The organism is Holophagaceae bacterium, assembly GCA_016720465.1.
Classification (GTDB): Bacteria; Acidobacteriota; Holophagae; order Holophagales; family Holophagaceae; genus JANXPB01.
In genome coordinates, this window is the sequence record JADKKO010000002.1 from 348,122 (window position 1) to 370,155 (window position 22,034).

The window sequence follows — 22,034 nt, forward strand, 5'->3', positions numbered from 1 at the left end:
GGAGTGCAGCGCGCTGGGAAAGGGCCACAGAGTGGCCGATTCAGGGGCGTATGAAGGGGTCGGTGCCGCGGGATCTGCGGCTTCGCGCGCCTTTGGCGTAGCGGCCCAGGCCCAGCATCGAAGGCTTGTAGGTGGGGACCAGTTTCTGGAGCTCTTTCAGGATCTCGGATTGGCGCTGGCCTTCAGGCAGGGCCAAGGCCGCGGAAAGGATGGCCAGGCTGCTGTCCAGCAGCTCGCGGGAGCAGGGTTCCGGGTCGGCTTCGAACACTTTGGGATGCACGTTGGTGCGGGTGGGCTCGCCATCCGCAAAAATCTCCTCGAACAGCTTTTCCCCGGGGCGGATGCCGGTGAATTCGATATCCAGATCCTGGCCCAACACGAGGCCCGAAAGTTTGATCATGTCCGACGCCAGATCCATGATCCGCACGGGGCTGCCCATATCCAGCGCATAGACCTTGCCCGTGTCCCCCAGGATCCCCGCCTGGAGCACCAATTGGCTGGCTTCGGGGATGGTCATGAAGTAGCGGGTCATGTCCTGGTGCGTGACGGTGAGGGGTCCGCCCTTCAGGATCTGTTCCTTGAAGATCGGGATCACGCTGCCGCGGCTGCCGAGGACATTCCCGAAGCGGACGCTCATGTACCGGCAGTCGGGGGGCGCGTCTGCGGCGGCGAACAGGACCAGTTGCTCCGCGATCCGCTTGGTGGCGCCCAGCACGTTGGTGGGGTTAACCGCCTTGTCCGTCGAGATGTTGACGAAGGTCCGGATACCCGCGGCCAGGGCTGCATCAAGCACATTCTTGGTGCCGAAGATATTGTTGCCCACGCCTTCCTCGGGGTGGGCTTCCAGGAACGGAACATGTTTGTGCGCGGCGGCGTGGAAGACCACATCCGGATTCCAGCGCTTGAAGGCCTGCATCAGCCCCGGCATGTTGCGGATGTCGCACAGTTCGATGGATATGCCCTGGTTCGGGAATTGGGCCCGCAGCGATCGTTCGATGTCCCAAAGGCTGTTTTCCCCGCGGCCCAGCAGCACGATGCGCGAGGGCCGGAAGGTGGTCACCTGGCGGGCCAGTTCGCCGCCGATGGAGCCGCCCCCGCCCGTGATCAGCACCACGGAATCCCCGAGCACTTCGTTGATGGAAGGCTGGTCCAGCTCGATGGGATCGCGGCGGAGCAAGTCCTCGATGGAGATGTCGCGCAGTTCGGGTTTCCAGTTCTTGGGACCCAGCAGATCCGAGATGCCGGGCACGGTCTTGACTTCCATGGAGCAGGCCCGGGCCACTTCGCTGAGTTGGCGGATGACCGTGCCGGGGGCCGTCGGCATGGCCAGGATGACCTGGCTGATGCCATGCCCGCCGATGACGCTTTCCAACTGCTGGGTGGTTCCCAGGATCGGGATGCCGTGGATCTTGAGTCCCTGCTTGTCCGTGGCGTCGTCCAGGAAGCCGATCACGCGGCAGCCCAGGGCGGGATGCCGGATCATCTCCTGGGAGACCAGAAGGCCGGCCTTGCCTGCGCCGATGATGAGCGTGCGATGGCGTTGGGAACCGTCGTCGATACCCGTGGGCCCCTGGGGGTCATTGATCCCGAAATGCCAATCATTGCGGGCCCTGAAGAAGCCGCGGATGCACAGCCAGCCGCCACCGGTGCTGAATGCCGCGGCGATGGCGGTCTTGGGATCCAGATAGATGTGGTGCCAGCCTGCGGTGTTGGCGATCAGGGCGCTGGCGCTGAGCAGGACCAGGGTCGCCACGAAGATCCGGACCGCATCCCGGAAGCCGATGAGCCGGTAGTGCTGTCGGGTGAGCTGCAGGATGACGTTCACGACCAGGGCCAGGGCGATCCATTTCCACAGGCCGCCGGGAGTCGGATGGCTGGCGGAAAAGGCCCGTTCGCTGAAGGACCAGGCGAGTGCTGAAATCGATAGGTCGAGGCCCAGCTTCACGCCCCGGCGCAGGCGCGGATGTTCAAGGATTTGATGGAAGTTGGGTCGCATGCGGTCGTTTCTCAAGGTTGTTCGCCAACCCCCAAGCTGAGCCCGGAGGGAGCCACGGAAATGCCGTGATCGCCCATGATAGCCACGGGAATTCATCGCCATGAAGCAGCAATAAATGCCTCGTTAGCATGCACTCGCGGTCCTGGATGCGGATCGCCCCCAAGGACGCTGCGAAAGGCCACTCTGGGCCATCGCCGCATCTGACCGGAAGAACCAACAATGGGGGAAATAATTTAGCCACCAAGAGCACAAAGAATGCAAAAAATGAGCATTAAATACAAATTTATATTTTGTGTATATCTTTGTGATTTTTGTGGCTAATTATTTTTAATTTGCGCAGCCAATTTCCAACCCAGTCGAATGTATGGAGCTCGCCTGGCCCGGGCTGGCGTGAGATACCTGGTTGCATTCAAAGAATATAGAACCACCAAGCCACAAAGGGCACAAAGGGACTCGTCATGTGTGAGCTTCGCGGATGAAATTCAGGTGGCCCGGCGGCGGGCTCACGCTCAGGTGTGATCCGCGCCGGACCACCTGAATTTGCGGGCCTTCGGCCCGCAGGCGCTACGCGCCTCGCGAAGCGATTTTGAGCCGAAATCAGCCATGTTGGAGCTTGGCGCTTTCTTAGTGTCTTCGTGTCTTGGTGGTGAATTTTATCTTTTCGAATGCAAACTCGTATGAGCTTCAAGACCTTGTTTTTCCGATTCATCCGCCCACGAGGCCCTGCATCAGCCGCTGGATGGCGCGGGCGGCGAGCTGGGAGTAGCGGGCTTCGCCGGTGAGGATCCGCGCCATGTGCGGCGCGGCGGCCGGGTGCTTCACGCCCACCCGGTAGGCAGTTTCCGGCGCCCGGTGGAAGAGCGCGGCGAGGCGCCGCGCCCAGGCCATTTCGGAACCCACCTCCTGCTTCACCAGCTTCGAGTAGCGGGGCAGGGCGCCCAGGTCCCCAGCCAGGGCGGCATCCACGGCCTCGGCGGCCTTCACGCCGGTGAACATGGAGGGCCGGATGCCCTCGGCGGTGAAGGGGTCCACCACGCAGGCGGCTTCGCCGATGAGCAGCGCCTGCTGCGCGTGCAGATCCTGGTCGCCGTCCCAGAGCAGCACGGGATGGGCCTCTACGCTGCATTCGGAAAGCTCTAATCCAAAGCGCCGCCCATAGTCTGCCAGCACGCTGCGCAGGTCCTGGGTCTGCTTGCCGCGGAAAACGCCGACGCCGAAGGACCAGCCCTCGGCCTTGGGGAAATTCCAGGCGTAGCCGTTGACCACCGTGCCGAAATCCAGGTGGACGAGGCCGGGGGGCTCCGGCCGGGCGCGGGCCTCGGCCTCGATGGCGCCGGCCACACGGTGCTTGCGGTGGGTGAAGCCCAGCCATTTCGCCGCGGGCCCCTTGGCGCCATCCGCCGCGACCAGAAAGCGGCTTTGAAGCGGGCCGTCGGCCGTATCCACGGTCCAGAGGCCATCCTGGAACCGTGCGCCCAGCGCCGCGCAGCCCTCCCGCAGCTCCGCGCCCCGGGCGACGGCCTGCTGGACCAGAAAGGCGTCGAAGGCCTCGCGCCGCACCATCCACAGCGGCTCCACGGTGCCCATATCGGCCTCCATGGGGTCCTCCCCGCGGAAGGTGTAGCGGACGCGGGTGGCCTTGGCGTCGATCACCGGCGAAAAATCGAAGTCGAACCAGCCTGCGATTTCCGGTGATACGCCGCCGCCGCAGGGCTTCACCCGGGGCAGGCGGGCCTTCTCCAGCACCAGCGCCGAGCGGCCGCGCTTGGCCAGGTGGTAGGCCGCCGCGCCCCCCGCGGGCCCGGCGCCGATGATGATGCAGTCGTGGATGCAAGCCATCGCGCCAGTGTGGCAGAGGGCGGGCCCAGGATCCTTAAGCGGCCAGGTTCTGGCAGATTAAAGAGGTCTTTGCATTCCACACTTACGCGGTATAGCTTGGGTTAGTCATCATAGGGTTTTCAAAGCCAACCAACCGTTCTTCCATGCTTGCCCGGAGAGCCGGTTTTCCAAGGAGACAGCTCATGCGGATTCCAGGTCTATTGCTCGCGTCGCTGATCGCGGCCATGCCGCTCACCGCCCAGGAAGGGGTCAAGTGGGTCGGCGCCCAGGTTGGGTTCCAGGCCCAGGGACCTGATAGCCGGGGCGCGAAGAGCGCCACGCTGTTCGGGGCCGGTGGAGGGGTCTGGTTCACGGACCGCTGGGGGGCGGATGCCGCGTTCCGGGTTGCCAACATTGATTCCAACAAGGGCCTGGGCAGCGGGAGCCAGCAATACCTCACGGCTGCGGTGCTGTTCAATTTCCTTCCCAATGACAAGCAATGGAATCTCTACGCCAAAGCCGGGTTCGGCAGCGTCCGGGTCGAACCGCCCTGGTCGGGATCCAAAGACACCACCACGAAATCCGTGACCTTGGCGGGCGTCGGCGCCCAGTACCGGATCGGGGCCTCGGGGATGCTTGGAGCCGAGGTCCAGTTGATGCGGTTCAACGCCGATTACCATGAGTGGCCCGTCGTCTTCACCGCGGGCTGGCGTTTCGGCGGGGTTGCGAAACCGGCCCCGAGACCTGCCCCGAAAAAGTAGGAAACCTGGGGATGGCTTCAGGGATGTGAGGTGATCGAGATGATCGTGATCACGCCCTTGCTCGGACCGTAGTGCCAGAAAATGCGATAGGCGGCAGGTGTCTGGTTCTCGGCATAGGACTCGAAGACTTTCTCTCCGTTCACACCCATCAGCGAGTCGTATTCGTGGGTGTTCAGCCCTTGATGGCGCGGGTTGCGCTCCAAATAGCCAAGCGCCTTTCTGACAGCTTTCAACCGTTTCGCAAGCCCCTTGTCCTGTTCAAGACGGTTCAGGTCGCCGTCGGCCTGCTTCGTGAACTTGAGCTTGCTCACCCATCAATCTCGTCGGCGTACTTGGCAAAGCTGCCGCGGTCCACCAGCTTGCCCTCGGCGGAGTCCTTCAACCCCTTCTGCACGGCCTCCATGGCCGCCGGGTTCTTCCACAACCACGCCTCGATCGCAGGCACCTCGATCTGAGGTTCGAGGACGATCCGCCCCTTCTTGTCTTTGAACGCCTTGAAGCAGCTCGCGCCATTGGCGAGGCTGCCAAGGGTGATCCGGCCTTTGCTGTCGGGCCTCAGGGTCTTCCGCATATCTGTGGCCGCCATCCTCATCCTCCCTTGGAGAGTCTACGTTTGGTGGGAGAGCGCTTCAAGTGGGAATTCCCACTTTCCCATTTTCCACACCGGGGAATTCCAACGCTCCAGTTTCAACGCGTGCCTCGATGGCCATTTGGGCGAATTCTCCTCAAAACCCTTTTCCGATCATGAGCTGGGAAAGGCCGGCGGTGGCGTGGCGGTAGGCGTAGTAGGCTCCGTCGGCGCTGCAATGCAGGTTCCGGAACCTGGCCGTGGCGTTGGAATAGTGCGGTGTCGGCGCGAAGAGCGCGCGGCGCTGGCCTGTCTTGGGATCCAGCGCGCGGAATTCAGCCCGGCCCTTGCTGGAATGAAAGACCAGGCAGGAGCCCTCCTTCTGCCAGGCCAGGAGCCGTTCGCCATCCTGCAGCCGGGTCCGGGCCTCCTGTTTCTTGGTTTCGAGGTTCAGCACCAGGCACCAGCGCTGCTCGCCTGACTCGCGGATCTGGAGCGCCAGCCGCTGGCCATCCGGGCTGAAGGCGGATTCCATGCGCCAGTCCGAGGCGAAGCCGTCCATGGGGGCCTGGACAGGTTCGAAGGCGCCGCCGTTCATGGCCTTCCGCGCCAGCACCTGTTTTTGCAGCGCCAGGATCCACTTGCCATCGACCGAAAGGGCGAACTTGGGATCGCTGGAATCCCCGGTGAAGGTGAAGCCGAGTTTCTTCAGTTCATCCTGGGTGGCGATGATCTGGAGGTCGCCCCCCTCCGCGGGCACGCCAAGGATGCGCTCGTTGTCCGTGAACAGGACCAGCTTCCCGTCCGGGGACAGCGCCTGCGCGGTGCCGGTGCCGATCTTCCGGCCTCGCGAGCGGTTCGAGGGCAGCAGCCAGATCTCGTTGTCCCGGGTCACCAGCAGTTTGGAGCCATCGTCGGAGATGGCGTTCAGGGTCCCCGCGATCCAGTCGAGATCTGTTTCCTTGCTGGAATCCGGAAGCCGGCCCCGGTCCATGACCAGCTCGGTGCCCACCGCCAGCAGCGGGCCTTCCTGGGTGGCGCCGAGGAGCCGGACGCTGCCGGCATTGCGGTGGAGGATCTCGCCCCCATGGTTCCGGACCAGGCCCAGCAGGTCCCCGCGGACCGAGACGTAGAGGCCGTCGCCCTCCAGATTCCACGCCAGGCCGCGCAGCGCAGCGATGGCGAAAGCCCCCTTGGGACACAGGTCCTTGCCGCCCTTCCAGGTCTCCAGCCCGCCCTTCCGCCAGACTCTGAGGTGGAAGAGGTTCAGGTTCGAATCCCGCTCGAAGAAGGCCAGGGCATCGCCCTTGGGGGAGATCTTGAGATCCCGCAAGCGATGCTGGGTGCTGTAGCAGTCCACGCCCTGGGGGAATTGCACAGTGAACCGGTCGCCGCTGCGCTGCAGCAGGGCCACCTTGGACCCGTCGGGTGTGAGATCCGATTCCAGCACGCGGGTGGCGATCTTGAGGGGGTTGGCGCTCTCGTCCATCACCTGGAGGTAGAGGTCGCCCTCCGGATTCCGCAGCAGGGCGGACCCGGTATTGGACAGGGCCTGCACTTCCTCCGCGGGGGCGTTGTCCAGGGTGGTCGCGCTCTGCCCGGCCTTCTGGTAGACGAGGTTCGTCTTGCCGGCCTCGTCGACGATGGAGGCCAGGACCTGGCTGCCGTCCCGGGACACGGCCGCGGACTGGATGTTGCCGGTGGCATCCATGGCGGGCCTGAAGCTCTTGGCGAATTCCCGGCCGCTCTTGAGATCGACGGGAGGGTGGCCGAAGGCCGTCATCAGGAGCATCACGGCGGCCGCGGCCACAAGCAGATACGCGACGCTCAACTGCGCCCGGTCCCAGAAGCAGACCTTCAGCTTCGCGGGCAGCTTGATGGGCAGCGGGTAGAAGAGGCGATGGGGCGTGCGGTACCAGGGAGTTTGGCCCTCGGCCGCATCGGTGACCGCGGACATGCGCACGGTGTTGGCGGAGCCGCTCACGATCGAGAGCGATTCCAACTGGAAGGCCAGGTCGTAGGCGCTCTGGAACCGGTCATCCGGATTCTTCTCCAGGCAGCGGCGGAGGATCCGCTCGATGGAAGCGGGCAGCCCCAGGTCCGGCGGGATCTCCGGGGGATCGTCGCGCAGGATCGCGTGGAGGGTGTCGATGGAGGAGTCCTTGCGGAAGGGGCGGCTCCCCGAGAGCATCTCCCACATGATGACGCCCAGGGCGAAGATGTCGGTCCGGCTATCGGCCCCATGGCCCTCCACCTGTTCCGGCGCCATGTAGCCCACGGTGCCGATGATCATGCCGGGCTTGGTGAAGAGCGCCCGAGTGGCATCCCCTTCGACCAGGGCCTCCTCCCGGGTGGAAAGCTTGGCCAGGCCGAAGTCCAGGATCTTGGCGGGCCCTTGCTTGATCAGGTACACGTTCTCGGGTTTCAGGTCCCGGTGGACGATGCCCTTGGCGTGGGCCGCGCCCAGGGCCCGGGCCAATTGGACGCAGATCTCGGCGACCTTGCGCAGGGGCATGGGCTTGGAATCCATGCGTTCCCGCAGGGATTCGCCATCCAGCAGTTCCATGACGAGGAAGGGGGAGCCGTCCTCGGTGGAGCCCACATCGAAGATCTGCACGATGTTGGTGTGGTTCAGGGCGGCCACCGTGTTGGCTTCCTGCTGGAAGCGGCGCAGGGACTCCGCGTCCCGCACCATGTCCTTGTGCAGCACCTTGATGGCCACCTCGCGCCCCAGCCGCGGGTCCGTGGCCGCGTAGACCTCGCCCATGCCGCCGGCGCCGAGTTTCCGCGCCACGCGGTAGGGGCCCAAAACGGTTCCAGGTTCCAGAGCCATGACAACCCCCGGGGCGGACAGCTTAGGAGGATACCAACTGCCCCGGAAGCGGCGGCGACTTTCCCTCGGTCTTTCGACTTTCCACTCCGGCCCAAGCGATGGTTGGGACCGGCCGGATTTTGGCTGGAGATGCGACTTGGGATGATCGATCCCCTCGGGGTTTTATGGCGCCCGGCTGTGGCCGGGATCGGGGGGGGGGTCGGCGGGGCGCAAAGGCGGCTACTGGCCCTTCCAGTTGAAAATCACCAGCTACGATCCTTCCACCGGAGCCATCGTCGGACAAATCACCTGGTCCAGCCTGTCCTCCGTCCATCGGGTCAAGGGACCCGCGGCCCAAACTCAGCTTCACGAAACCGGCGGGCCCACGGCTCAGGTTCACGCTGGCCACCGCCACAGCTTCGGGCAGCTGGGTGGACAACGGCGACAAATCCCACGGCAGCGCGAAGATCCTTGCGCCCTGAAGCAGCAAGCAGGATGGCTTCACTGTTCCTTCAGTAGTTCTCAATCCTCAACCTTCAACGTTCCCGGCTTGCCGAAAATCCGGACGAAACCCTTCCCTCCTGATCCTGGGTTCCGGGCCCAAGTGTCCGGATCGCCGTCCTCGATCAGGTATCTCCCGGGCTGCAGGAGCAGCATGGGTGCCGCTTTCCACCATGTGGGCGGATTCTCAGCCTGGGCTTTGAACTGTTCCCGGCGGCGGGGTGGCTTCGGGCATTCCCCCCCTGTTCCAGGAGGTCCGGATGGCCGTGATGAAGGGGATCAGGGGGAGCCGGGGGTCCCGCCACCCAGGACTCCCTGGATGTTGGTGTTGTCGAATACCACCCTCTCGGCGCCCAGCTGGATGCTGACCCGGTTCGTTCCGGAGGCTAGGGACGTCGCACACCAGGGCGAGCTCGCGGCCGATCTTCAGCTTTTCTCTCGAACCGGGCGCCTGTCCGAGGCTCTCCTGGAGGCGCCGCGCCTAGTTGTAAAGGGCCTGGAAGCCTTCTCCCCCGCCGGGCGGTTCCGGCCCAGACCGGTCCAGTCGCCCAACGGCGGTCAGCGGCCGCCGGCGGGGCCCAGTTGGGGTAGGAATGTCCGCGCAATTACCTCCGGGGGGAATGCCAGGTTCCGTGATCGCGCATCCAGCGTACGGCTGCCCCGATGGTGGAGACAACTCCTGCAATCCTCGGTTTTATTTTCTATCTCCGCTTGTATCGCAATGCGAGGGGTGGGAGCCTGGGCTGCGATCCCCTGGAGGAACATCATGCGCCTGGCCGTTTTCACCTGCCTACCGGCCCTGCTCTCGCTTGCCGCCGCGGAGCCACCCAGTCCTAGCCAATTCCTGAAATTCAACTTGGGCGAGGACCGTAAGCTCGCGGACTATGGCCAGATCACCGCCTACTTCAAGGCGCTGGCCGCGGCCTCGCCCCGGATCCAGATCGAGAACCTGGGGCCCACCACCCAGGGCCGGGACATGATCATGGCCGTGATTTCCAGCGAGGCCAATCTGAAGGAGAAGGCGAAATACCAGGAGATCGCCCGGAAACTGGCGGACCCCCGGGGCCTCAGCGAAGCCCAGATCGAGCGCCTGGCCAAGGAAGGCAAGGCCATCGTGCTGGTGACCTGCGCCATCCACGCCAGCGAAATCGGCGCCACCCAGATGGCCATGGAATGGGCCCACGCCCTGGCCACCGCCAAGGATCCCGAGACCCTGCGCCGCCTGGACAAGGTGATCCTGCTGCTGGTGCCCAGCCTGAACCCGGACGGGCAGGTGATGGAAACCGAGTACTACCGCAAGAACCTGGGCACGAAGTACGAAGGCGGCCGGCTGCCCTACCTCTATCACCACTACGTCGGCCACGACAACAACCGCGACTGGTACATGCTCACCCAGAAGGAGAGCCTGGCCATGAACCGCGCCGCCTACCAAACCTGGCTGCCCCAGGTCTGGCTGGACGAGCACCAGATGGGCGCCACGGGCCCGCGCATGTTCGTGCCGCCCTACGCCAATCCGGTGGCCAAGGAAGTGCATCCCCTGGTGTGGCGGACCGTGGATCTGCTGGGCACGACCATGAGCCTGCGCCTGGAGCAGGCGGGCAAGGCGGGGGTGTCCTACGGCACCATGTTCGATGCCTACTGGCCCGGCGGCACCAAGAACACCGGCTGGTGGAAGAACGTGGTGGGGCTGCTCACGGAAGTGGCTTCGGCGCGCCTGGCCACGCCCGTCACCGTGGATCCCACCGAGCTGAGCGGCGGCGGGAAAGGCCTGGTGGAATACAAGGCCCAGACCAACTTCCCAAGCCCCTGGCAGGGCGGCGATTGGCACTTGCGCGACATCATGGACTACGAGCGCATCGCGTCCGATGCCTTGCTGGAAAGCTGCGCCAACCTCAAGGACGATCTGCTGCGCAACCGCGCCCGCATGGCGGCCACGAGCATCCAGGCCGGGGATCCTTCAACCTTCTACCGCATCCCCGCCCGCCAGCAGGATCCCGTCGCCGGAGCCCGGCTCGCGCACCTGCTCATGGAGAACGGCGCAGAGGTGAAGGTCGCGAAGGACGGGAGCTTCCTGGTGCCCACCGCCCAGCCCCTGGGCCGCTTCGTGAAGGAGATGCTGGAGCCCCAGCGCTATCCGGAGATCAAGCCCATCGCCGGCGCACCGCCCATGGCCCCCTACGACGTGGCCGCCTGGACGCTGCCGATGATGATGGGCGCCGAGTCCGCGAAGGCCGCCTTGACGGAATCGGAACGCGCGGCCCTGCGTCCGCTCAAGCCCTCGGATTGGCCGGCGGGGGGCGTGGAAGGCAAGGGGGCGGTGGTGGCGGTGGAGCGGGGCAGCATCGCCTCGGCCGGGCTGCTGAATGCGCACTTAAAGGCGGGGACCGCCAAGGTGGCGCTCGCGCCTTTCGATGCGGAAGGCCGGCAGTTCGCAGCGGGGACCGTGCTCCTGCCCGCCACCGCGGCCACGGAATCCCTGGCGCGGCAACACCACTTGAGGCTGCAGTCCCTCGCGGCCGAGCCCAAGGGCAAACTCACGGCTCTGAAAGCGCCGCGAGTGGCCTTGCTCAAGCCCTGGTCCGTGTCCATGGACGAAGGCTGGACCCGCTGGATCCTCGAGCAGCACGGCTTCGAACCAAAAAGCCTGCTGCCCAAGGAGGTCCAGGCGGGCAAACTGCGCGAGGCCTTCGATGCCATCGTCCTGCCGGACGTGTCCAAAGCCCAGCTCCTGGAAGGGCGGATGGAGGCCGGCCCCGACGGCGTGCGCCGCTTCCAGGAGGAAATGCCGCCGGAGTTCAGCGGCGCCCTGGGCAAGGAGGGGATCAAGGCCTTGAAGGAATTCGTGGAGCAGGGCGGAACCCTCGTCGCCCTGGCTTCCAGTTCGAATCTGGTCATCGATGAATTCTCCCTGCCCGTGCGGAACGTGCTGGGCGGCGGGACCGGCGGAGGGCGTTCCAGCTCCATGGCCGAGGAATTCAATTCGCCGGGTTCGATCCTGCACATGCGCTTCGACGCCTCCCATCCCGTGGCCTGGGGGATGCCGGCCGAAGGCTTCGGCTTCCTGGACCATGCCATGGCGTTTCAGACCTCCCCCAACACGCCCCAGAACCGGCGCGTGGTGCTGGCCTCCTATCCTGACGATGCCCGGGACATCCTGGCCAGCGGATGGATCAAGGGCGCCGAGCGCCTGGAACGCAAAGCCTCGGCCGTGGCCCTCGAATGGGGCAAGGGCAGGATCGTCCTGTTCGGCTTCCGCGTTCAGCACCGCGCCCAGACCGAAGCCACCTTCAAGCTGCTCTTCAACGCGCTCCATTGGAGCGGGATGGCAGAGTGAAAAGCTACCCCGGTGCAAGGTTTCGAATCCACGGATCCCAGTCCAGCAAGGTGATCCAAATCCAGTAGAGCGAAAAATCCTGCTGGCCTCTTTGCGATGGAAGTCGGGTAGGGCCAACGGGATTTCCCTCCGGGCCGCGCCCGGCTGCGCACGGCCATCCGCTTTGCGGACCGGCTGCGGTCGCTCTCGCGCCCTTCGCCTTGGCCTACCTGCGCGCCGGAGCGATTCAAATCCCGTTGGTCGCCTCTGTTGTTGTGCGGAGTTGCTTGGTGAACGGGATTTCCCTCCGGGCCGCGCCCGGCTGCGGGCGTCCATCCGCTGCGCGGACCGGCTGCGGTCGCTCTCGCGCCCTGCGCCTTGGCCTACTCCCGCGCCGGAGCGATTCAAATCCCGTTGGCCCTACAAATAAAAATCGCCACCCTTGGGTGGCGATTTTGGTAGGGCCAACGGGATTTGAACCCGTGCTGCCGCCGTGAAAGGGCGGTGTCCTAACCCCTAGACGATGGCCCCATGGGAATGGGAAGTGGGTTAAGGGTGGTGGTGAGCCCAGCTGGACTCGAACCAGCGACAGTCTCCTTAAAAGGGAGATGCTCTACCACCTGAGCTATGGGCCCATGCTGCCGAAACAGCAAAAATCAAGTGTGCCAAGGGATGGCGCCCTGGTCAAGGCTGGATTGCCGATCGCCATCAGCCCAGCAAGGGCTCTAGAAAGGTGCCTGGGTAGATGCAACCTTCGGCGCGGTCGGGCCCGGTGCTCAGGTAGGCGATGGGCGTCTCCACGGCCTCGGCCAGGGCGTCGAGATAGCTCTGGGCTTCGGCGGGGAGTTGGCGGTGGTCCGTGATGCCGCGGGTGGGCTTGCTCCAGCCCTTGAACATCCGGATCTCGGGGCTCAGGCCGGCCCACTCGGCGGCGCAGGAGGGAAGTCGGTCCGTCAGGGTGCCATGGGCATCCCGGTAGGCCACCACGATGCCGACCTCATCCAATTCGTCCAGCACGTCGAGCTTCATGACCGCGAGGCCATCCACGCCGTTGGTGCGGCAGGCATGGGCCGTGATGGGCGCGTCGAACCAGCCACAGCGCCGGGGGCGGCCGGTGGTGGTGCCGTACTCGCGGCCGGCTTCGCGGATCCGGTCCCCGAGGGGGTTCAGCAATTCCGAAACCATGGGGCCGGCGCCCACGCGCGTGGTGTAGGCCTTGGCCACGCCCAGGATGCGATGCAGCGCTTTGGGCGGAAGGCCGGTGCCCGTGAACAGGCCGCCCAGGCTGCAGTTGGAGGAGGTGACGTAGGGATAGGTGCCGTGATCCAGATCCAGCATGGTGGCCTGGGCGCCTTCGAAGAGGATCGGTTCGCCCTTGGAGCAGGCCGTTTGCAGATGCGATTGGGCATTCCCGATGCAGTGGAGCAGCGGCTCGACGGCCTTCAACAGGTTGGCCACGATGGCTTCCACCGAAGGCATTTCGGCGCCTTCCCCCAATCGGAGCCTCACTTCGTCGTAGCCCGGGCGGACGCGGTCCGCGAGGACTTCGGGATGTTTGAGATCGCCCATGCGCACGCCCATGCGGGCCGCCTTCATCTCGTAGGCCGGGCCGATGCCGCGCCCGGTGGTTCCGATTTTGGCTCCGAGCTTGGTGGCGCGTTCTTCGCGCCAGACATCCAGGGCGATGTGGTGGGGCAGGATGATGTGCGCTTTGTCGGAGATCAGCAGGCGGTCCGTGACGTGGACGCCCCGGTCGCGGAGCCGCGAAAGTTCCTGCTGGAACACATCCAGGTTGAGCACCACGCCGGAGCCCACCACCAGGAAGCATTCCGGATGCAGGGCCCCGGAGGGGACCTGATGCAGCGCGATGGTCTGGCCGTCCACCACCACGGTGTGGCCGGCGTTGTTGCCGCCCTGGAACCGCACCACATGGCGGTACTTCGGAGCCAGCAGATCCACCAGCTTTCCTTTGCCCTCGTCACCCCACTGCAGGCCGAGGACCGCGAGGTTTTCCGACGCTCTGCTCATGCTCGCTCCAAGCCAACCAGATTAACGTGAAGGCCCGCTCCGTCCCAGGAGGAAAAGGGGGACAAGACGCCCCAAACAGGCTAAACTGGTCCGTTCCTGTATCCCCGGAGGGGGCGGCCGTGTTTGAGAAGTTCACCGAGAAAGCCCGTCGCGTCATGTTTTTCGCGCGCTACGAAGCCAGCCAGTTCGGATCCGAAAGCATCCAGAGCGGGCACCTGCTCCTGGGCCTCTTGCGGGAGAGCGAGAAGACTTCCACCAATCTGCTGGAACGCATGGGCGTGCAGGTGAACACGCTCCGGGAGCGGCTGGTGGCCGCCCTCGCGCCGAAGGACAAGAAGGTGGTGCCCAGTTCCACCTCCATCGACATTCCGATGGAGGAGGAAGTGAAGCGCATCCTCCAGCACGCCACTGCCGAAAGCGCCAAGCTGAACCACAAGCATGTGGGGGCCGAGCATCTGCTGCTGGGAATGCTCAAGGAGGACCAGAGCCTGGCAGGGCGTCTGCTCAAAGAGGGCGGCGCGGACCTCATCGCTGCCAAGGAAATCCTCCTGGAAGCCACCAAGGAAGAAAAGATCGCCAAGAAGAAGAAGGAGCATCCGCTCCTGTCGGAATTCGCCCGCAACCTTTCGGAAATGGCCGAGCGCGGGATCTTCGACAATCTGATCGGCCGGGACCAGGAAGTGGAGCGCATCATCCAGATCCTGAGCCGCCGCCGCAAGAACAATCCGATCCTGCTGGGCGAAGCGGGCGTGGGCAAGACCGCCATCGTCGAAGGCCTGGCCCAGAAGATCTTCGAAGGCGCGGTGCCGCCGAGCCTGGCGGACAAGCGAATCTACGCGCTGGACTTGAGCCTGGTGGTGGCGGGCACCAAGTATCGCGGACAATTCGAGGAACGGCTCAAATCCATCATCGCCGAAGCGAGCAAGGACGTGAGCGTCGTGCTCTTCATCGACGAGATCCACAGCCTCATCGGCACCGGCGCGGCCGAAGGCAGCCTGGATGCGGCGAACATCCTGAAGCCCGCCCTCAGCCGGGGCGAGATCCAGTGCATCGGCGCCACGACGCACAAGGAATACGCCAAGTACATCGACAAGGACCGCAGCCTGGTGCGGCGCTTCCAGCCGGTTCCGGTGAATCCCCCGGACGAGCCCGAAAGCCTGCGCATCCTGGAGGGCATCCGCAGCCGCTACGAGCTGTTCCACCGGGTGCGCTATGCCCCGGCGACGGTCGAAGCCGCGGTCTACCTGTCCAACCGCTACATCACGGACCGCTTCCTCCCGGACAAGGCCATCGATCTGCTGGACGAGGCTGGAGCCCGCGTGAAGCTGCGCGTCGCCGTGCCGGGCGAAAGCCACGAGGTCGAGGATGAACTGCACCACGTCACCACGGAGATGAACGAGGCGGTGCTGGCCAAGGATTTTGAACGAGCGGTCCTGCTGCGCCAGCGCGAAGTCCAATTGAAGGAAGAACTCGCGGCCACCCGCACCGAGCTGAGCGAAGAGGATTACGCGGGCTTCCCAGAGGTGACGGAACGCGACATCGAAGATGTGGTGGCTTCCTGGACCGGGATCCCCGTGACCGCCTTGAAAAATGATGAAAAGGCCAATCTGGCCCACATGGAAGAGAAGCTCAACGAGCGCGTCATCGGCCAGCGCGAAGCCGTGAGCGCGGTCTCTCGCGCGGTGCGCCGGGCCCGGACCGGGCTCAAGAATCCCGCGCGCCCCATGGGCTCGTTCCTGTTCCTGGGGCCCACGGGCGTGGGAAAGACCGAGCTCGCCAAGACCCTCGCAGGGTTCCTGTTCGGGGACCCCAAGAAGATGATCCGCTTCGACATGAGCGAATACATGGAGAAGCACGAGGTCTCCAAGCTCATGGGCGCCCCTCCGGGCTACGTGGGCTATGAAGAAGGCGGCATGCTGACGGACCGGATCCGCCGCAACCCCTATTGCGTGATCCTGTTCGACGAGGTGGAAAAAGCCCACCCGGACCTGATGAACGTCCTGCTCCAGATTTTCGATGACGGGCAGGCTTCGGATGCCTTCGGGAACCAGGTGGACTTCAAGAACACCATCATCATCATGACCTCTAATGTAGGGAGCAGAGAATTGCTGGCGGACAAGAACATGGGCTTCCTGGAGCAGGACGCCCGTCCGGACGCCAAGGCCGCGGACGTGATGAAGGTCCTCAAGCGCTCCTTCAGCCCGGAATTCCTGAACCGCATCGACGAGACCGTGGTCTTCAACCGCCTGGGCGACGAGGACCTGCGGCGGATCGTGCGCCTGTTGGTGGAAGACCTGAACCTCACCCTCCAGAAGCACAACTTGCGCGTGGAACTCAATGACGATGCCTGCGACCACCTGGTGAAGACCACGGCCCGGGACCGGGCCTATGGCGCCCGCCCCCTGCGCCGCGCCATCCAGAAGCAGGTCGAGGATCCCCTCGCGGAGCTCATGGTCGCCCATGAAACGGTGCCGTCGGGCATCGTGCGCTTCCACCTGGAAGAGAACAAGCTGGTGCCAGTCTTCGAAGAAGCCGCGGCTTCGGAATCGCAGGCCAATCAAACGCAATTGGTGGGAGCCGCCGAATGACATTGAAGACCCAGATCAAACACTGGGCGGCCGCCCGGTGTGTGGGGGGCCTGTTGCCTCTCATGCTCGTGGCGGGGACACCCGCCATCCTGCGCGCCCAGGAGGCCGAACCCATCGTGGCCATCGAGGTGGCCGGAGCCCAGAAGCAGACCGCGGAGACCGTGATCTTCAAGTCCGGCGTCAAGGTGGGCGATGATCTGCGCAACCTGGATCTGGCCAAGATCCTGGAAAAGATGTGGGCTTCGGGCTCCTTCGACGACATCAAGTTCGAAGTCCAGGATGACAAGACGAAGGCCGGCAAGAAGCTCATCATCATCATTCGCGAACGCCCCATCATCAAGGAAGTGGATTACCGGGGCGGCACCGAGCTGGGACTCACCAACATCAAGGACAAGGTCAAGGAGAAGAAGCTGGCCATCGCGGCGGATTCGCTCTACGACCCGGACGCCGCGCGCAAGATCAAGGATTTGATCGTGGACCAGGCCGCGGAAAAGGGGTTCCGCAACCCGGTGGTGGACGTGAATCTGGAGACCATGGGCGCCGGCGTGGCCCGCCTGGTCTTCGACATCAAGGAAGGCGGCAAGGCCCGCATCTACTCGATCAAATTCCGAGGCAACAAGGTGTTTTCCAGCGGACAGCTGGCCCGCGCCATGGCGAAGACCCGCCGCCACTGGTCCTTCAGCTGGCTGACCTCCCACGACCTGCTGGTGGACAAGAACCTCGAAGAGGACCTGAAGCACGTCAAGGAAGCCTATTGGCGGAGAGGCTACAAGGATGTGTTCGTGGGCCAGCCCACCATCGAGGTGCAGGACTTCACCACCGCCAAGCAGAAAAAGAAGAACCTCAAGCGGGAGAGGGAAGCCAAATCGCCCAAGTACGACCTCCGCGCCACCTTGGTGGTGCCTGTGCTGGAAGGCGAACAGTATTACGAAGGCACCTTCAAGGTCGAGGGCAACGAGAAGGTGTTCAAGGAAAAGTATTTCCGGGAGAAGTACGCGGAGATGAAGCGGGACAACCGCTCGGTTGTAGCCAAATTCCTCAACTTCAAGCCATCGACCGAGGACCAGCCCGCCCAGAAGGCCCGTCCTTTCGACCTCGACGCCCTGACCAAGGCGATGGACAAGATCAAGGAAGGCTATAGCAATGCGAGCTACATCCTGTATCGCGCGGAGAAAAAGCTGGAAACGCGCGAGGAGGCAGGACGCAAGCTGGTGGACACCACGCTGAAGGTCGATGAAGGCGAACCCTTCACCATCCGGCGCATCGAATTCGAGGGCAACACCACCACCAAGGACAAGGTGCTCCGCAGGTCGCTGCGCCTGCGGGAAGGCGATCCATTCTCATCCGAGGAGTTCAAGGATTCCTTCACGGGCCTCGGCCAGCTGGGCTTCTTCGACGTGAAGAACCAGGAGCCCAAAGTGGACCTCGTGCCCAACAAGCCGCAGGTGGACATCACCATCAAAGGCGAAGAAGCGGGCGTCAACGAATTGCTGTTCCAGGGCGGCTACGGGCAGCTTTTCGGCTTCTCGCTGGGGGCCAGCTTCTCCACGAAGAACCTCGGCGGCGGCGGTGAGAGCCTCGCGGTCAGTTTCAACGGCGGCCAGTTCTCCAAGAGCGCGTCCATCTCCTACGTGGAGCCCTATGTCCTGGATCTGCCCTATTCGTTTTCCGCGAGCGTGTCCAATGGCACCACGGACTATGACGCCTCCCGGGTGGGCGCCAGCAATGCCTATAAGCAGTTCACCCGTTCCCTGGGCCTCAACACCGGCACCAGGCTTTCCACCTTCTTCCCCCAGAGCCGCTGGGCCTTCTTCACCACCTATTCCGTGGGCTACACCTTCAGCATCATCCGCATCGAAGGCGGCCGGAATATCTACTACCGCGATGCCAACAGCCAGCTCACCTCGACCTTCAACCAGAGCATCGAGTTCAATACGGTCAACCATCCCTACAAGCCCACCCAGGGCACGCGCTTCGGAATGAGCCTGGAGTACGGCGGCTGGCAGTTCGGCGGCGACAAGCCTTCCCTGCGGGCCAACTGGAGCTTTTCGAAGTACGCCAATCTGGCCGATCGCCACATCTTCGCCGCGAACCTCAGCTACGGCTATCTCCAGGGCCTTGGGAATGAAGTCTTGCCGCTCTACCAGCTCTACCGGCCCGGCGGGGAGAACAGCATCCGCGGCTATAGGTATGGCCAGGTGGGTTCGCTGCTGCTGGACAACTTCGGCAATCCGGTGGTCGTGGGCGGAAACAAGCAATTCATCGCCAACCTGGAATACCAGTTCAAGGTGGCTGATCCCTTCCGGCTGGTGGTGTTCTATGACGCAGGCAACGCCTGGGCTCCGGGCACGAAAATTTTCTCCAGCGATTTTGTGAGCTACACCCTGGGCACCCAGACCATCGCCTATAAAAATCCGACCTTGCTCCGCAGCGTGGGCGTGGAATTGCGGTTCTTCCTGCCCATCAGCCCTGCACCGTTGAGGCTGATCTGGTCGCGCAAGCTCAACCCCTATCCTTTCGATCCCGAGGGCCAGAACGATTTCCAGTTCAGCATCGGGACGACCTTTTAGCGGGATCATTGCCCCGATCTGCGATAAACTGACTTCTTTGTGATTGGAGCCCCCATGCGCCGAATTCTCGCCCTTGCAGCCCTCGCCACCCTCGCCTCGGCCCCCGTGCTGGCCCAGGAAGCACCGGCCCCCCGCTTCGCCATTTTCGCCCCGGACCAGCTCTTCAAGACCTCCAGCCGGGCCAAGAAAGTCGTGGAGCAGTTGGATGTGGTCGGCAAAGGTCTGCAGGAAAAGCTGGTGGCCAAGCAGAAGGAGCTGGAGAAGATGGCGGAGCAGCTCAAGAGCCCCGGCCTCTCCGATGAAGGCCGGGCGAAGCTGCAGCGCGATCTACAGGATGGCGAAGTGGCCTTCAAGCGCGCCCAGGAGGACAGCCAGAAGGAATTCAACAAGGAAAGCGACAAGATCTATGGCCAGTTCCAGACCGAGGTTGGCCCGATCGTCGAAGCAGTCTCCAGGGAACGCAAACTCCAGGTGGTCTTCCAGTACACCCGCCAGAACGCGGGCATGTTCGCCTTCACCGATGAAAAGTGGGCCGTCGAATTCACCGATGAAATCGCCAAGCGCTACGATGCCAAGTTCGAAGGGAAATCCGCCGCGCCGCAGGGCGATGCGGCCAAGCCGGCCGCCAAGCCCGCCGGACCCAAAAAGAACGGATAGGAACCAGCCCGCTACCTCTTTCCGGTAGATCCATAACCGCCAGCGCCGCGATGGGTGTCCCCCAGGGCGGCGCTGGCCGTTTCAAGGCTCCATTCGCAGGCCGCCACCGGGGCGATCAACAACTGGGCGATGCGTTCCCCCCGGCGCAATTCGAAAGCTTCCTGGCCGTGGTTCACCAGCACGACGGCCACCTCGCCGCGGTAGTCGGCATCGATGGTGCCCGGCGCGTTCAGCACGGTCACGCCATGGCGCAAAGCCAAGCCTGAGCGCGGTCTCACCTGGCCTTCGAATCCTGGTGGGATGGCCATCACGAGGCCCGTGGGCACAAGCCGCCGTTGGCCCGGCTCGAGGCTCCAGGTTTCGGCTTCAGGAATCGCCGCCCGCAGATCCATCCCCGCGGCGAAGGGGGTCGCGTAAGCCGGCAGTTCCAGGCCTGCCGCATGGGGAAGCTGATGGATGGGAATTTTCATTGGATCACTCGAACACGACCGTTCTGTTTCCATAATTCAGGACGCGGTGCTGCAGGTGGAGACGCACGGCCCGGGCCAGGACCATGCGTTCCAGATCGCGGCCCTTGCGGATGAGGTCCTCCACTGTGTCCCGGTGGCTCACGCGGGTGATCTCCTGCTCGATGATGGGGCCCGCATCCAGTTCCGGCGTCACGTAGTGGGCCGTGGCGCCGATGACCTTGACGCCCCGGGCATGGGCCTGGTGGTAAGGCTGGGCCCCGGCGAAGGCCGGCAGGAAGCTGTGGTGGATGTTCATGACCGCCGGAAAGGACCGCAGGAAATCATCGCTCAGCACCTGCATGTATTTCGCCAGCACCACCAGATCCACGCGGTGCTGCGCCATCAGGGCCAGCGAACGCGCCTCGGCGTCCGCTTTCGACCCAGGTGTCGCAGGCACGTGCTGGAAGGTTATTCCGAACTGTTCCGCGGTGGTCCGCAGATCCTCATGGTTGCTCAGGATGACGGGGATCTCGGCCTTCAGCTCTCCGGCCCGGTGGCGCCACAGCAAGTCCAAGAGGCAGTGGTCCTGGCGGCTGCACCAGATGGAGATCCGCGGCACCTCATCGCTGAAATGAAGCTGCCAGGGCCTCCCTTCTGGTCCGCCCATGGGGTCCGCCACCTCTGCGAGCGCAGCGGGGAGCTCGGCCTTCGGGAGCGCGAATCCTTCCATTTCCCATTCGATGCGCCCGAGGAAGCGGTCCACCGAAAAATCCGTGTGGTGGTCCGAATCCAGGATGTTCCCGCCGTGCTGGAACACGAAGTTCGAGAGGCGGGCGACAATGCCCTTCTGGTCGGGGCAAGAGATCAGGAGCGTCGCGGTCTGCTTCGGGTTCATCACTTCACCAGCTGGCCGCAGGCGGCGCTGACATCCCGGCCCCGGGACCGGCGCACGGTGACAAAACAACCGTGCTTTTTCAGCCGGTCCGAGAAGGCCTGGATGCGGGCTTCGGCGGGTTCGCGGAAATCGCTCGCGCCATGCTCGTTCATGGGAATCAAATTGAGGTTATGCCCGCGGCTCATGGCTCCAAGCCAGGCCACCAGGCGGTCCGCATCCTCGTCCGTGTCGTTCTCACCCGCCAGCAGCACGTACTCGAACGTGAATTTCTCGTTGGACCGGAGGCCCCAGGCGTCCAGGGCCGAGCGCAGCCGCCCCAGGTTCCACACCTTGTTCACCGGCATGGTGCGGCTGCGGGCTTCGTCGCTGCTGGCATTCAAGCTCAGGGCCAGCAATGGCCGCGGTTTCAGCCGGGCCAATTTCTCGATGCCGCTCACCAGGCCCGAGGTGCTCACGGTGATGCGGCGCGCGGGGATGCAGAGGCCCGAGCGGTGGGTGAGCACGCGGATGGCCCGATGCACATGGTCGAGGTTGTGCAGGGGTTCGCCCATGCCCATGAACACAAGGGTGAGCCTCGATGAGGTTCCGGGGCCCAGGGCCGACATCGCCGAAAGCACTTGGCCCACGATCTCGCCGGCGCTCAGGTTGCGCTGGATGCCCATGGCGCCCGTGGCGCAAAAGGTGCAGCCCATGGCGCAGCCCACCTGGCTGCTGATGCACATGGTGACCCGCGCATTTTTCACGACCCGGGGCATGTGGACGGTTTCGATGCGGCGGCCGTCGGAAAGCCGCAGGGCCAGCTTCCGGGTGCCATCGGAGGACCCGATGGATTCCTCGATCCTCGGCAGGCTCAGGTCCGCGACGGATTCCAGGAAGGCGAGATTCGCCTTGCCGAATTGCGGCGCGCCGCCGGTCCAGGTCCAGGGCCGCTGCAACAGCGAGAAGAGATGGTCCGCGTTGTTGGGGCAGCCGAGGGCCTTCAAATCCTCCGGCAGCAGCCCGAACGCCGAAGGACGCCCCGCCTTTTCAGGGGCCGGGGCGTCCCAGGGCATCGTGGCTCTCAGGTCCATGGGGTCGC

14 protein-coding genes and 2 tRNA genes are annotated in these 22,034 nt (G+C 64.2%); 5 read left to right on the plus strand and 11 right to left on the minus strand.

Annotated features, from left to right (window positions below; all coding sequences use genetic code 11):
* Window positions 1-40: 40 nt before the first annotated feature.
* The gene (locus tag IPQ13_05820; protein ID MBL0210417.1) at window positions 41-1,996 is read right to left on the minus strand and encodes a polysaccharide biosynthesis protein; all 1,956 of its coding nucleotides are present in this window, start codon (window positions 1,994-1,996) and stop codon (window positions 41-43) included.
* Between the two features lie 705 nt (window positions 1,997-2,701).
* On the minus strand, window positions 2,702-3,826 hold the full coding sequence (locus tag IPQ13_05825; GenBank protein MBL0210418.1) for a geranylgeranyl reductase family protein: 1,125 nt from the start codon (window positions 3,824-3,826) through the stop codon (window positions 2,702-2,704).
* A 191-nt stretch (window positions 3,827-4,017) separates the two neighbouring features.
* On the opposite strand from IPQ13_05825, the gene IPQ13_05830 reads away from it, so the two are divergent.
* Entirely contained in the window at window positions 4,018-4,575 is a 558-nt protein-coding gene (locus tag IPQ13_05830; protein MBL0210419.1) for a porin family protein, read from the plus strand.
* Window positions 4,576-4,592: 17 nt separating this feature from the next.
* Here the strand turns inward: IPQ13_05830 and IPQ13_05835 are convergent, their stop codons facing one another.
* The 3 genes from IPQ13_05835 to IPQ13_05845 form a co-directional block, all read right to left on the minus strand.
* A complete protein-coding gene (locus IPQ13_05835) occupies window positions 4,593-4,847 on the minus strand; it encodes a hypothetical protein (GenBank protein ID MBL0210420.1) in 255 nt (84 codons plus the stop codon).
* 35 nt (window positions 4,848-4,882) lie between these two features.
* On the minus strand, window positions 4,883-5,161 hold the full coding sequence (locus IPQ13_05840) for a hypothetical protein (protein MBL0210421.1): 279 nt from the start codon (window positions 5,159-5,161) through the stop codon (window positions 4,883-4,885).
* A 139-nt stretch (window positions 5,162-5,300) separates the two neighbouring features.
* Window positions 5,301-7,976, minus strand: a complete 2,676-nt coding sequence (locus IPQ13_05845; protein MBL0210422.1) for a serine/threonine-protein kinase — start codon at window positions 7,974-7,976, stop codon at window positions 5,301-5,303.
* A gap of 1,246 nt (window positions 7,977-9,222) precedes the next feature.
* Between IPQ13_05845 and IPQ13_05850 the strand changes: the two genes are divergently transcribed.
* Window positions 9,223-11,790, plus strand: a complete 2,568-nt coding sequence (locus IPQ13_05850; GenBank protein MBL0210423.1) for a hypothetical protein — start codon at window positions 9,223-9,225, stop codon at window positions 11,788-11,790.
* 435 nt (window positions 11,791-12,225) lie between these two features.
* On the opposite strand, the gene IPQ13_05855 is transcribed toward IPQ13_05850, so the two are convergent.
* The 3 genes from IPQ13_05855 to IPQ13_05865 all read right to left on the minus strand — a co-directional run bounded on the left by IPQ13_05855 (window position 12,226) and on the right by IPQ13_05865 (window position 13,797).
* A tRNA-Glu gene (locus IPQ13_05855) sits at window positions 12,226-12,300 on the minus strand.
* A 28-nt stretch (window positions 12,301-12,328) separates the two neighbouring features.
* Window positions 12,329-12,404, minus strand: a tRNA-Lys gene (locus tag IPQ13_05860).
* 73 nt (window positions 12,405-12,477) lie between these two features.
* Complete coding sequence (locus IPQ13_05865; protein MBL0210424.1) at window positions 12,478-13,797, minus strand: adenylosuccinate synthase; 1,320 nt, start codon at window positions 13,795-13,797, stop codon at window positions 12,478-12,480.
* A 119-nt stretch (window positions 13,798-13,916) separates the two neighbouring features.
* On the opposite strand from IPQ13_05865, the gene IPQ13_05870 reads away from it, so the two are divergent.
* Genes IPQ13_05870 through IPQ13_05880 form a run of 3 tightly spaced genes read left to right on the plus strand, consistent with a single transcriptional unit; the run spans window position 13,917 to window position 19,612 of the window.
* Window positions 13,917-16,385 carry an ATP-dependent Clp protease ATP-binding subunit gene (locus IPQ13_05870; protein ID MBL0210425.1) on the plus strand — a complete coding sequence of 823 codons (2,469 nt, stop codon included), beginning with the start codon at window positions 13,917-13,919 and terminating at the stop codon, window positions 16,383-16,385.
* On the plus strand, window positions 16,382-18,955 hold the full coding sequence (gene bamA / locus IPQ13_05875) for an outer membrane protein assembly factor BamA (protein ID MBL0210426.1): 2,574 nt from the start codon (window positions 16,382-16,384) through the stop codon (window positions 18,953-18,955). Before IPQ13_05870 ends, bamA begins: the two co-directional genes overlap by 4 nt.
* Before the next feature lie 54 nt (window positions 18,956-19,009).
* Window positions 19,010-19,612 (plus strand): OmpH family outer membrane protein, encoded by a 603-nt coding sequence (locus IPQ13_05880; GenBank protein ID MBL0210427.1) that lies wholly within the window; start codon window positions 19,010-19,012, stop codon window positions 19,610-19,612.
* An 11-nt stretch (window positions 19,613-19,623) separates the two neighbouring features.
* Here IPQ13_05880 and dut read toward each other — a convergent pair whose 3' ends face one another.
* From dut to IPQ13_05895, 3 genes are read right to left on the minus strand one after another with little or no spacing between them, the layout of a single operon-like run.
* On the minus strand, window positions 19,624-20,115 hold the full coding sequence (gene dut / locus IPQ13_05885; GenBank protein MBL0210428.1) for a dUTP diphosphatase: 492 nt from the start codon (window positions 20,113-20,115) through the stop codon (window positions 19,624-19,626).
* Window positions 20,087-20,956 carry a formyltetrahydrofolate deformylase gene (gene purU, locus IPQ13_05890; protein ID MBL0210429.1) on the minus strand — a complete coding sequence of 290 codons (870 nt, stop codon included), beginning with the start codon at window positions 20,954-20,956 and terminating at the stop codon, window positions 20,087-20,089. The genes dut and purU overlap by 29 nt, the downstream gene beginning before the upstream one ends.
* A complete protein-coding gene (locus IPQ13_05895; GenBank protein MBL0210430.1) occupies window positions 20,956-22,026 on the minus strand; it encodes a 23S rRNA (adenine(2503)-C(2))-methyltransferase RlmN in 1,071 nt (356 codons plus the stop codon). The genes purU and IPQ13_05895 overlap by 1 nt, the downstream gene beginning before the upstream one ends.
* Between the last annotated feature and the right edge of the window lie 8 nt (window positions 22,027-22,034).

Coding starts and splice junctions, on each gene's coding strand:
- IPQ13_05820 (MBL0210417.1), bottom strand. CDS start 1,996: ATGCGACCCAACTTCCATCAAATCCTTGAACATCCGCGCCTGCGCCGG.
- IPQ13_05830 (MBL0210419.1), top strand. CDS start 4,018: ATGCGGATTCCAGGTCTATTGCTCGCGTCGCTGATCGCGGCCATGCCG.
- IPQ13_05840 (MBL0210421.1), bottom strand. CDS start 5,161: ATGGCGGCCACAGATATGCGGAAGACCCTGAGGCCCGACAGCAAAGGC.
- IPQ13_05845 (MBL0210422.1), bottom strand. CDS start 7,976: ATGGCTCTGGAACCTGGAACCGTTTTGGGCCCCTACCGCGTGGCGCGG.
- IPQ13_05850 (MBL0210423.1), top strand. CDS start 9,223: ATGCGCCTGGCCGTTTTCACCTGCCTACCGGCCCTGCTCTCGCTTGCC.
- IPQ13_05865 (MBL0210424.1), bottom strand. CDS start 13,797: ATGAGCAGAGCGTCGGAAAACCTCGCGGTCCTCGGCCTGCAGTGGGGT.
- bamA (MBL0210426.1), top strand. CDS start 16,382: ATGACATTGAAGACCCAGATCAAACACTGGGCGGCCGCCCGGTGTGTG.
- IPQ13_05880 (MBL0210427.1), top strand. CDS start 19,010: ATGCGCCGAATTCTCGCCCTTGCAGCCCTCGCCACCCTCGCCTCGGCC.
- dut (MBL0210428.1), bottom strand. CDS start 20,115: ATGGAAACAGAACGGTCGTGTTCGAGTGATCCAATGAAAATTCCCATC.
- purU (MBL0210429.1), bottom strand. CDS start 20,956: ATGAACCCGAAGCAGACCGCGACGCTCCTGATCTCTTGCCCCGACCAG.
- IPQ13_05895 (MBL0210430.1), bottom strand. CDS start 22,026: ATGGACCTGAGAGCCACGATGCCCTGGGACGCCCCGGCCCCTGAAAAG.